Genomic DNA, 11,924 nt, shown 5'->3' with positions numbered 1-11,924 from the left:
CTAAAAAGGTACAGTATGATGTGTTGTATGAGGGCTAGTAGATTTTAAAAGTAGAAAAGATGCCTGAATTTTAGTGTGAAATGCAACAACTAATACGAAAACAGCCATATGAGAATATAATACTGAGGAAAGGAGCTCACCTTCATGTTAGAAAAGGCCACCCATGTATTAAAACAATATTTTGGTTATACAGCGTTTCGGCAAGGACAAGATGGGATCATAGAAAATGTATTAAACGCGAATGATACGCTTGCTATTATGCCTACAGGTGGAGGAAAATCAATTTGTTATCAAGTGCCAGCGATGATGTTCGATGGTGTGACAATTGTTATTTCACCGTTAATCTCCTTAATGAAGGATCAAGTTGATGCTTTAATTAATATTGGGATACCAGCAACATATATAAATAGTACGTTAACAAGACAAGAATTAAATGACAGAATAGCGGAAGCAAAAGAAGGGGCTTACAAACTCATTTATATAGCTCCTGAGAGATTAGAATCGTCTGATTTCCAACAATTATTACAAAGGTTACATATTTCACTAGTAGCAATTGACGAAGCGCATTGTATTTCACAATGGGGGCATGATTTTCGTCCAAGCTATCGGCATATTTCTACGTTTCTTCAAGCTTTAGATAAGCTACCAGTCGTCATCGCATTAACAGCGACGGCAACGACAGAAGTAAAAGATGATATATGTGATTTACTACATATTGATTCTTCACATACATTTGTTACTGGTTTTGCTAGAGAAAATCTTTCTTTTACAGTCGTCAAAGGTGAAAATAAACGTGATTACATAACGAAATATATTAGCGCAAATAAAGCATCTTCAGGAATTATTTATGCTGGTACGAGAAAAGAGGTTGATCAGCTTTATGCCTACTTTGAACGCAGCGGTGCTTCAATAGGAAAGTATCATGCTGGGATGTCAGAGCAAGAACGAAAGGACATGCAAGAGAAATTTATCTACGATGATATTAGTATCATGGTTGCTACAAATGCCTTTGGTATGGGAATAAATAAATCCAATGTACGTTATGTGCTACATTACAATTTACCGAAGAATATGGAAGCATATTACCAAGAAGCTGGTCGTGCTGGTCGTGATGGTGAGGAAAGCGATTGTGTTGTATTATTTTCTCCTCAGGACATACAGCTGCAAAAGTTTTTAATAGAGCAAACGTTGTTAAATCCTGAACGGAAAGCTAATGAATATCAAAAGCTGCAACAAATGATCGATTATTGCCATACTGAGCGTTGTTTACAACTATACATACTCGAATATTTTGGAGAAACAGATGGTCAAACATGTGGAAAATGCGGGAATTGTACTGATGCTAGAGAAACGATTGATATTACAACAGAAGCACAAATGGTCTTTTCTTGTATTAAACGCATGAATGAGCGGTTTGGTAAAACGATCGTAGCCCAAGTTTTAAAAGGCTCTAGAAACAAACGTGTTATTGAACAACAATTTCATACGCTACCGACATATGGTCTTCTGAGTAAATATTCCGAAAAAGAAATTGTTGAGATGATTGATTACTTCGTAGCTGAACAATATTTGGTTGCCACAGAAGGTCAATATCCAGTATTAATGATCGGGAATAAAGCGTATCAAGTATTAAAAGGAAATGAAAAAGTATATAAAAAACAAAAACAGAAAGCAAAACGTTTAACAACACACAATGAGCTGTTTGAGCGTCTGCGTGCACTTCGGAAGGATATTTCAACTGAAGAGCGTGTTCCACCTTATGTCGTTTTCGCTGATAGTGCATTAAGGGAAATGAGTGAGCAAGCACCTCTAAATGAACAAGCTATGCTAAGCATAAAAGGAGTAGGCAAGGTTAAGTTTGAAAGATATGGAACCCAATTTTTGCAAGAAATTAAAACATATGCAGCTGAACATGATATTAAAGCAACAGAGGATATTCCGACAGAGGTACAGTCGAAATCTAATGATCATGTTTCAGACATAGAAAATGAAAACCCCAGTCATATATTATCCTATCAATTATTCATTGCAGGAGAAGCTATTGAAGATATCGCAAAAAAGCGATCAATGTCACAAATAACGATTCAAAATCATATCATTCGAAGTGCAACGGAAGGGAATGAAATTGAGTGGGAGCGGATCATTAACCCTACACATGAAGATCAAATTATAACGAAAATAGAAGAGTTGGGTGCAGAGAAGTTAAAACCATTAAAAGAGTCACTACCTGAAGAGGTAGACTATTTTGCAATTAAAGCTGTGATTTGTAAAATGCACTTAGCAAAATGATCTTGCCTAACGAATTCAACATATATGTTTAATAGAGAGGCTGGGACAAAAGTATTTTAACTAAATAGAAACCGAACAATGGTTGTAGTTGTAGTTACGCCGCTCCTGAAATATACTCTGCTTTCCGCGGGAAGCTGGCAAGCCTCCTCGTGCTAGGCACTGCGGGGTCTAGCCGTTGCTTTTCATCCCGCAGGAGTCTACGTATATTTCATCCGCTAAGTTATTACTTTGTTCGGAATTTTAGTTAAACACTTAAGTTATGTCCCAGCCTCTTTATTACTATATTTCATCTGAAACTTATACATTTGAAACTCGTAAATATAAATTGTTATGAGAAAATGGTCATGTGAGAGGAGAAAGTATGAAAAACTATCTTGTTTTTATAGGAAGCTTCATCATTTTATTTTTGCTGCTGCAATTATTATCAGGAGCATTTTTAACTACTACGTTTATACTAGATTATTCACAAGCTACATATAACACTGAAAATATATCTGAAGTAGTTGAATTTGGTAATAGTTCAAGTATTTTATTTTACATTATTGTTATTCTTTCAGCTACCATGGCATATTTTGTACCAAAAGTAATGACTAAATTCAAAAGGTGAATATTATATTAGACTCCAATCTCTATAGGTGTTCATGTTTACTTGAATGAGTTCACTATCATTCTTTATCCAAGTCACTGTCAAAATATGAGTTTTTCTCCTCCGATATATTCAAGTATTTTTTAATTTCTGATAAATCTCTCAGAATGGTTTCAGTATTTTTCCAGGCTGCGATTGAAGCAACAACAGCGATGATGATTAAAGCTGTGATAAGTATAAGCAAAAGGTTCACCTCTAATCGTTACTATTTTGTAAATATTTTATCACGCCACTAACAAAATTTGTTAATGTTAGTTAAAATGTAAATAACTTTATAAGCTTAAGGAAGGCACCTATGTGAGTCGGAAGGAATTAAACGATTATAATAGTCTTAAAAGAGAAAAGACGCATTTTAGTACGGAAACCACATTAATAAAATAGGGAGAAAAAACATGAGAATTGTAGTTTTAGGGGCAACTGGCTATTTAGGTTCAGAAATATTTGTACAATTGAAGAAAAACTACATTGCTTCAGCTTTATATGGCACTTCAACTACGAAGAGAGAGAACTTCATTCAATTAGATGTAATTGATAAGGAAAATATAGAGAGTGTGGTTAGTCATACTCAGCCAAATGTAGTTATTTGGCCTTTAATGAGTAGGAATGATGAAAGAAAGCTAATACATACAGGGCTTAATAATGTTTTGTCATATATGAATAGAGATACCCTATTCATATATTTATCTACTGATGGGCTGTTCTCTAATGGTAGTGGTAATTATACAGAGGAAGATCAAGCTTCTTATTTAGATGTGAGAAATCCAATGTCACATTATACGAATGCAAAAATCGATGGTGAACAAATAATTAGGCGAATACACAATAACCACCTCATTTTACGCTCTGGTCCAATCTATGGAAAAAATACTCAAGGCCAATTGGATCATAGAGTAGCATATGTATTAAACGAAATAAGTAATGGCAACAAAATAGAGAGGGCAACAAACATTTTTAAAACATTTGTACATGTTAAGGATTTAGCTATAGCGATTACAAAGCTAATGATGATGGAGCATCGTGGAACCCTTCATGTAGGACCAGAACATAAAGAAAGCTACTATTCTTTTTTTCAAACACTGATAAATCAACAAGACGATCTGATTATTCCTTACGAGATCTCGGAAGAAGAAGCAGAGGAAAGAGCCATCTCTCATTCCTTAAATACAACAATATGTAATTCGTTGCTACCACATGTATTTAGAAAAGTTGATAGCGAGTGGTTGAATGAGTGAGAAGCAAAGGGATGACCTTTATAATAAGGAACGGAAAAATCACCCAACTGGAATGTTAAATGATGGAATCAATCGTAGTCAAGCTGGGTCTCCTTCAGAATTGGTGAGAGGTGGTTGTTTTCAAATTGTTATAACGATTATCATTGTCATCATTAGCTTACTAACGTTTAATCAATGCTCAACGTAATGAAATTAAAACTTATTATGGAGAGGAGTGTGAAATATGATTAGACACTTGAAGGAGACAGATTATCAAACAATTATATCTGTAGTGAACGATTGGTGGAATGGTCGAAAAATGGATCATATGTTGCCAATGCTATTCTTTACTCACTTCCAAAATACTAGTTTTGTTATTGAAGAGCAGGATGAGATTGTTGGATTTATAATTGGATTTGTTTCTCAGTCTCAACAAAATGAAGCGTACATACACTTTGTAGGTGTACATCCTCAATATAGAGAACTGGGAATTGCTAAAAAACTATATGAACAGTTTTTTACTACTGTAAAACAACATGGGTGTCAAATCGTAAAGTGCATTACATCACCAGTGAATACAAATTCAATAGCATTCCATCAGAAAATGGGTTTTCAAATTGAAGAAACAGATACTTTGATGGAAGGAATTTATGTGAAACGTAATTATGACGGTCAAGGTAATAACAGAGTATTGTTTTATAAGAGTCTGTACTAGGATAGCTATGCTATAAGTGAAATAAAAAGAGTCTAATTGTAGAATAGTATTAAATCTTCTCAACACTATCTACTTTAAATAGTGTTAAAAGGTAGAGGGTTAGACTTTGGTCTAACTCTCTACCTATCTTCCTATGCAACGTTATCTGAATGTAACAATCCTTCTCGTATACCATACTTATATATCATATATTTATTCAAACCTCTGGCTGAAGAATAGGAAAGCTTTGCATATTTGATAGCTCCTTCATCATTTCCATGTTTCCTTTCAATTTCTGCGAAGAGTGCATATTTCATCCATTCAATTTTAATCTCATTAGCAAGTTCATTTGCTAAATCTACATGATTATCCACAACAGAAATCAGGCCTTTATAGTATTTTCGATAGTTTAATGGTTTAATATGATCAACATATTTTTTAGCAGCTATTATATCTTTATTGTACAGAGCAAATATGACCTGAATTAGTGCATAGATATGAGGCCTCTGATATTTTTTTAGAACACGCTCGGTCGCTTCTTCGATTTCATCATCAATTTGATTTGCATAAACATAATAAAAGTTAAATAGAGCATTTCTTTTTTTATTCAGAATGCTCTTTTCTATTGTCAGTACATTGTTTGAAAAATAGAGGGGATATAAATTTGCTAAAATAGCTAATATTAAAATAATGAACATTGCTAAATACAAGTAAATATTTGGTAATTCTAGCTGAATGAGAGTAATTAGCACTACTAATGTTAATAAAAAAGTATAAATTGGTTTCATTTCTCTGATGCAATCCTTCCTATGTCTGATTTTTACTAAAAGGTTATTTGCCCCAATAAAGCGTAGCATTAACAATCATATAATATTTTTGTCAATTTTTATAGATATCTCCATTCATTTCTGTTAACTTTTGTTTGATTCAAAAGATGACTGTTGAGTAAAAAGGAATATTTTTCTTCTATTTGAGGAACAATTGCAACAAGGTTATCCGAAAAGAGCCTTTGCTAAGACTGCATTCGCATAGGATGTTGTTTTTCGTATTAATAAATAAACACGAATATAACTAGATGTCGTGGCATCTTTTCTTCTATAAAACGATGATTGTTGTAAACCGACATACTTATCTTCTAGTTGAGGAACAATTGCAACAAGGTTATCCGAAAAGAGCCTTTGCTAAGACTGCTTTCACAAAGGATGTTGTTTTTCGTATTAATAAATAAACACGAAAACAACTAGATGTCGTGGTATCTTTTCTTTTATTAAACGATGATTGTTGAGTAAACCGATATACTTATCTTCTAGTTGAGGGACAATTGTAACAGGTTATACGAAAAGAGCCTTTCCTAATGGCAGTTATTCTCTAGATAATCCATCTGTTCATTCGTTTTTTAAAATTACATAAGGATTAAAAGTTCGGTTAAAGTCTATCGTGTTGATAGGCTTTTTTGATTGTTTAGACTGATAGTTGATTATTCTGATGCTCATGTTTACTTGAAAGGGTTCACTAGTGCCATATGAAACACTATCAAACATAATTAACGTCTTTATTATTTAACTATAATAATAGTGATGTTAATCGATTTAATATAAATATATTGATTCTAATGTTCGAAAACTGTCGATAAATGACGAAGTATATATGTTTTTAGCGATAGATGTTTCATTATCCTCCATTTTGAGATTTTCCACGTAGATAAGTAATATCGTAGCATCTATATTAGTAAACCATTCATTTGTTTAACAGATCCAGATAAAAATGAGAGCTGTACTTGTTCAAACGTGTAAGCGTAAGAAATTTTATTGGACAGTTGAAAGAGATCAACATAGTCGGATAATACCTGAATGTGTATTTATAAGACAATACCAACGTAATTTTTTGTGTTTTTAAACTATTTATTTTGAAGGAGGTGCATTTCGAATGTGAAGTGTTGTACGTTACTCTGGAAGTGGTTTGGGATGAAGTAATCATTCATATCAAAAGACCAAATGAGAAAGGAGCATTTTTAATGGGGAACAATAAATCAACAAAACGTTTTTTCTCAATTATTACAACGCTAGCTCTAACGACTCAAATCGTATCATTTTCTCATCCAGTAACTTATGCAAAAAACATTGAGTCCCAATCCGAGCGCTCTGTTCAAGAAAAAATAAATGATGATAACATTATTATGAATGGTATGGAGGGAACATATTATTCTGACGCAGAGTTTTCTAATCATTTATTAATACGTTTGGAAGATTCAAATGCAAAATTTGATATTAATAGACTTAATATACCAAAGCCACTCCAAAGTAAGATGCGAAACATTCACTCGATAAAATGGGAAGGTATAATTGAACCTAATTATTCTGAGGATTATACTTTTACTACATCTGATAATGATCATATTAAACTATGGATTGATGATGAATTAATTATTAATGGACAAAATTTTGAACCCCAGGCAATTAGCTTAGAGTCAGATCAACAATATAACATTACAATAGGTTATAGCAACCCAGATGCAGCACTATCTGAACTTGAAATTAAGTGGTTCAGTAATAATCAAGAAGAAGAGATCATTCCGAAAGAACAAATATTTCCACCAATTCAAAGTGAAGAAGGAAATGATTCGTTAGACCCTATTGATTTGATAGTTGATGAGCCAATCATACAAGAAGAGCCAGGAGACGAATCAGTTGATCCAGTCGAAGAACCAGGAGACGAATCAGTTGATCCAGTCCAAGAGCCAGGAGGTGAATCAACTGATCCAGGAGAAGAGCCAGGAGACGAAACAGTTGATCCAGTCGAAGAGCCAGGAGGTGAATCAACTGATCCAGGAGAAGAATCAGTAAATAATCAAACCAACTCATTAGAAAGAACAGTAAATAAGTTTCGTGATTGGTTATTATCATCTTATCAAAAACTAACAGAGCTCGTAGCTTATCAGCCATCAGTTGCAAGTGCGGAGACGATAGAAAACGATACTGATAACGATGGAGTTACTGACTTGTGGGAAATTAATGGTTATACTCATATTCCTGGCTTTGGATTAGTTGAATGGGATGATGCCTATTATGAGATGGGTGTATTAAAATACACAACGTCCCCATATGACTGGAGTACGGATCAAGATCCATACAGTGATAAGGAAGAAGTAACTGGTCAAATTGATGCGGCTATCCTAGCTCCTGCAACTCATCCTTTAGTTCCAGCATTTCCAAATATAAAAGCAGATCTTGAACATATTCAAATAACACCTAGAGAAACTATTACACTGTCTGACGGAACGTCAAGGTCAACAGGATGGCAAACCCAAACAGATACGACTGAGAGTAAAAAAATCAGTACTGGAGCTAAATTTGGTACTGAAGTGACCCAAGAATTTGAAATATCTGCATCACTTACCGATCTTGGGGTAAAGCAATCAACGTCTCTTAAACTGTATACCGAATTAAATACGAATATCGAGACCACTGATGTAACTTCAAATTCGAGTGGTAGAAATGGCACGAATACAGCAAATTGGAGCCAAGCGACTACGAGTGAAAAAGATAAAGCTGCAACAAGTATTTGGAATGTAAAATATAGAAATGTAGGTACTGCGCCAGCATATGACATCGTTCCTAGTCTATCTTTAACAGTTGGTAATTTAGATATTCTGTCATTAAAAACAGCTGATGCGAGTACGATTGGAACGATTGCCCCTAATAGGACATACCCTAGCAGTGGATCTATTGCTTTACAGTACCAAGAAGTTGGGTCGGTAGATAACACACCTATTTATCTTACGATAGATCAACTTAAAATGATTGAAATGGGATTGCCTATTTCTCTATCTACAGACCAAATTGAGGCAAAAGTGAAACGTATAGAAAATGGATTGCCATCTACAGAGTACAAATGGAGCCTATATGAAGGAGCTATTGATGCTGTTTCAGCTAATATTACTTTTATTAGTAGTACGACTGGAGAGCATAACTATAAAGTATATGCTAATGACCCAAATAACTCAAATTCTCAATTTAAACCTGATACGTCGTTAGAGGAAGCACTTGTGTTAGTTCTTGACGCAGAAATTGTGAATGGAAAATTGAGAATTTTTGGTGAAGAAGTTGATGATTCATGGCGTGTTTATTTTTCATCTGATTCATCTGCTGATTACGATGCATTCCAACAAGGTGAAAGCATTTTTGATACTAAGTTACGACCTGGTATGAATATTGTTATTGAAAAACCTGATCCGAACGGTACACCGTATGTACAATATGCACTTTATGCTGACGAAGGAAAGCAGGTAGTTGCAAATATTCTTGAAAACGGATCATCAATTGAGAGTGTCAAAGCGACAGTTAAAACGATTAATAATGGCGTACAGGAAATCACATTAACAGATGAGGATGAAAACGGTGACTTTGATGGTATTTGGGAATCTGATAGTTCAGCAGGATTAATAGATTTAACACATGCAGATGCAAAAATAACGGTTACTGCAGCAAATGGAAATGAAACAGAATCGTATATTCTAAGACCGTATGACTTATCATTTTATGGCTTAGGGTATGTCCCATTACAAGAACCCCATGATGTTTCAAATATTAATACTTTATCGTCACAATATCCGACTGCTGAAGCATTCGTCCTTGAAGTGAAAGATACACAAACGACTTCAAATAAACATAATGTACAAATTGGTGCTCAAGAAACTTATTTAGGTGTCAACGATGACCCAATTGAATATAGAGGAGCAGCTACAACATACCAATTATACGAGGACGCGAATTATGAAGGGGAACGTATTTACGACCTTACTAGCTCAATGTCAGATTTGCGTAGTGGCTTTCATTATATGAGTAATGATAGTGGAAGTAATAAGGTTAGTGGTGTTAAGTTAAGACAGGATGAATCTGGATCAGGGCTTGTTCTTTATAACTACTATGGATATGAAAATGGCAATGTAGATAATGTTTTACCAGTAGTAAATGGCTATAAAGATCTTGCCAGCACGAATATGGATAATAAAGCATCGGCAGTTCGCATTGTCGGACAGTCAGGAAAGCCATTTGTTCGACTATATGATCAGCAGGATTTTTCTAACGGTGGAAATGATTATGCTGGTGATTTTATAGATATTTACGGAAAAAAAGATATTTCTGGTTACTTTAATGATAAAGCTTCTTCTTTTAAAGTTTTTGCAGGTGAAGATACGAGTTATCAACTTGATTCGTACTTTTACAATGCTGATGATTTTTCTGAATCTGGTGGCTGGTATCACTCGTGGGATACGATTGGACGAGGAAAAAATCTTACAAAGTATGATACTAATAATAATGTCTCTTCCATCAAACTCGGATGTGAGCAGAATTGTCCAACAGTTAAATTTTACAATGACAAAAACTATAATGATTTACACGGTAATAACACATTGACACCAATATTTGACTTACGTCCTTTTGGTATGGGGTCTGATTTATCTTCAATAAAATTTGAAAATAATGAGGATAAGCTTGCGAAAGTGATCATCTATAAGGAAACTGATTTTGAAGGCTCGTACGCAATTATTGATGAGTCGATTCCTGATTTAAGTAGTTTTCAAGATATTATATACAAAGGTAGAAGTGCAACTGGTACTCGTGGATTTAATAATACGATTGACTCTGCTCGCTTCTACTATGGACCGGTGTATCGTTTTTATGAAGGAACGAACTATACAGGTGATTATGCTGACTATGTCATAGGTGAGGATGATGTTGGTAATAATTGGTCTAATCAATTTAGTTCTGTCAAAGTATTAAATCCACTACCTGAAATAGGATTAATCGCTTATGATAATACGAACTATGCTGGCGAGTTTCTCCCTGTTACGAATGATATCCCTGATTTAAGTACAGTTGATTTTAATGACAAAATTTCTTCGATTAAATTAATTACGCGTATTCCAGATAAAAGGCCAACTCACAATACTACGGTTGTTGTACCTGCATCCGATTTGACATTAAGCACGACAAATGATTATTTTGGAGAAGGTACTTCTATAAATGTAGTTGGATATTTTGATCGCTTATCAAGTTCATCTAAGTTCACGCCATATAATCATGAGCGAACATATACAACAACAGGGACCCAATCATATAGTACAGGTATAAACCATGCAAAAGGCTATCTTGTACAAGTAGATGCAAACCGAGTGACGTCTAATAAAGTCAGAGTGAAAATAAACGGCTCGTCTTATTCAGAGCTTGGTACTTCGGCAACACATGCATTAGGTTTTGAGCCAGGTGCTGAGAATAATCCGAAGCATAGCAATATCGTATTTGTTCCAGCAGATGAAAGTGACCCTGCTAATATATCAGTTGACATTTCTTTAGGTAGTTGGAAAGATACTGACGATAATACTGAATTTTCAATTAAAGTACTTGGGTATTTTGCAGATGATAATGACTCTAATAACGATTGGTTTTATGAACAGTATACAACGCCAATTTCTGTAGCATCTCCGACAGTAACAGATGAGCAATCTACACAAGTTGTCTTGCAAGGAAATGATTTTAAAGAGCAACCAAAAGCATTTCTAGTTAATGTTACAGCAAAAAATATAGGTGCTAGTGTATTAAAATTCTCTATTAATAACGATTATGTACAACTAGGGACTGCTGCAACAAAATTTGCGAAAGGTGAGGATCCTGAGTCGGTTCACCATAGTGGATTAATGTATGTAACCGCTGATGAGCTAAATCCATATTTACTGACCATGACTCCAAACTACGGTACATGGACAGTGCTTGGTAGTAATGCCGAATATGATATTGATATAGTAGGTTACTTCTACTAGAAATTTACCCTCAATGAGTAACAAACTCATTGAGGGTTTTACATTCTTTTATAAATAAAATAGGTGACACTCTTAACTAATGTATGAAAAATCATTGTGAGGACAAAAAGTAGTTTAGTAAGTAGAAGTTATATAGTAATGATGACTGATTCCAGATTATTTCATAAAATATTAAAAGTCGGCAGTGTATATAAGTTTGAAAACAATTCTTCATATACCTTCTTTATTTTAAGTCAAAATGTGATTTAAACTCGTTTAACAATC

8 protein-coding genes are annotated in these 11,924 nt (G+C 34.3%); 6 read left to right on the top strand and 2 right to left on the bottom strand.

All coding sequences use genetic code 11. The annotated features are described in order from the left end of the window. The first annotated feature begins 144 nt into the window (after positions 1–144). Positions 145–2,289, top strand: a complete 2,145-nt coding sequence (recQ, locus tag SLH52_RS05275) for a DNA helicase RecQ (RefSeq protein ID WP_320208239.1) — start codon at positions 145–147, stop codon at positions 2,287–2,289. Positions 2,290–2,650: 361 nt separating this feature from the next. After that, positions 2,651–2,896 (top strand): hypothetical protein, encoded by a 246-nt coding sequence (locus SLH52_RS05270; protein WP_320208238.1) that lies wholly within the window; start codon positions 2,651–2,653, stop codon positions 2,894–2,896. 58 nt (positions 2,897–2,954) lie between these two features. Here SLH52_RS05270 and SLH52_RS05265 read toward each other — a convergent pair whose 3' ends face one another. After that, positions 2,955–3,119 (bottom strand): hypothetical protein, encoded by a 165-nt coding sequence (locus SLH52_RS05265; RefSeq protein WP_320208237.1) that lies wholly within the window; start codon positions 3,117–3,119, stop codon positions 2,955–2,957. A gap of 208 nt (positions 3,120–3,327) precedes the next feature. On the opposite strand from SLH52_RS05265, the gene SLH52_RS05260 reads away from it, so the two are divergent. The 3 genes from SLH52_RS05260 to SLH52_RS05250 are packed head-to-tail and all read left to right on the top strand — an operon-like array spanning position 3,328 to position 4,861. After that, a complete protein-coding gene (locus tag SLH52_RS05260) occupies positions 3,328–4,167 on the top strand; it encodes a sugar nucleotide-binding protein (protein WP_320208236.1) in 840 nt (279 codons plus the stop codon). Next, on the top strand, positions 4,160–4,354 hold the full coding sequence (locus SLH52_RS05255; RefSeq protein ID WP_320208235.1) for a DUF6366 family protein: 195 nt from the start codon (positions 4,160–4,162) through the stop codon (positions 4,352–4,354). Before SLH52_RS05260 ends, SLH52_RS05255 begins: the two co-directional genes overlap by 8 nt. 36 nt (positions 4,355–4,390) lie before the next feature. Beyond that, positions 4,391–4,861, top strand: a complete 471-nt coding sequence (locus SLH52_RS05250; RefSeq protein WP_320208234.1) for a GNAT family N-acetyltransferase — start codon at positions 4,391–4,393, stop codon at positions 4,859–4,861. A gap of 131 nt (positions 4,862–4,992) precedes the next feature. Here the strand turns inward: SLH52_RS05250 and SLH52_RS05245 are convergent, their stop codons facing one another. Further along, positions 4,993–5,628 (bottom strand): hypothetical protein, encoded by a 636-nt coding sequence (locus tag SLH52_RS05245; RefSeq protein WP_320208233.1) that lies wholly within the window; start codon positions 5,626–5,628, stop codon positions 4,993–4,995. 1,226 nt (positions 5,629–6,854) lie between these two features. On the opposite strand from SLH52_RS05245, the gene SLH52_RS05240 reads away from it, so the two are divergent. Next, positions 6,855–11,660, top strand: coding sequence for a binary toxin-like calcium binding domain-containing protein (locus SLH52_RS05240; RefSeq protein ID WP_320208232.1), 4,806 nt, complete (start codon positions 6,855–6,857; stop codon positions 11,658–11,660). Positions 11,661–11,924: the final 264 nt, after the last annotated feature.

This window comes from Cytobacillus sp. IB215665 (assembly GCF_033963835.1).
In the GTDB taxonomy this organism is placed as follows: domain Bacteria; phylum Bacillota; class Bacilli; order Bacillales; family SM2101; genus Nanhaiella.
Note: the sequence above shows the minus strand (reverse complement) of the source record. Positions and strands in the feature narration are given on the sequence as shown.

Coding starts and splice junctions, on each gene's coding strand:
- recQ (WP_320208239.1), top strand. CDS start 145: ATGTTAGAAAAGGCCACCCATGTATTAAAACAATATTTTGGTTATACA.
- SLH52_RS05270 (WP_320208238.1), top strand. CDS start 2,651: ATGAAAAACTATCTTGTTTTTATAGGAAGCTTCATCATTTTATTTTTG.
- SLH52_RS05240 (WP_320208232.1), top strand. CDS start 6,855: ATGGGGAACAATAAATCAACAAAACGTTTTTTCTCAATTATTACAACG.
- SLH52_RS05255 (WP_320208235.1), top strand. CDS start 4,160: ATGAGTGAGAAGCAAAGGGATGACCTTTATAATAAGGAACGGAAAAAT.
- SLH52_RS05260 (WP_320208236.1), top strand. CDS start 3,328: ATGAGAATTGTAGTTTTAGGGGCAACTGGCTATTTAGGTTCAGAAATA.
- SLH52_RS05245 (WP_320208233.1), bottom strand. CDS start 5,628: ATGAAACCAATTTATACTTTTTTATTAACATTAGTAGTGCTAATTACT.
- SLH52_RS05250 (WP_320208234.1), top strand. CDS start 4,391: ATGATTAGACACTTGAAGGAGACAGATTATCAAACAATTATATCTGTA.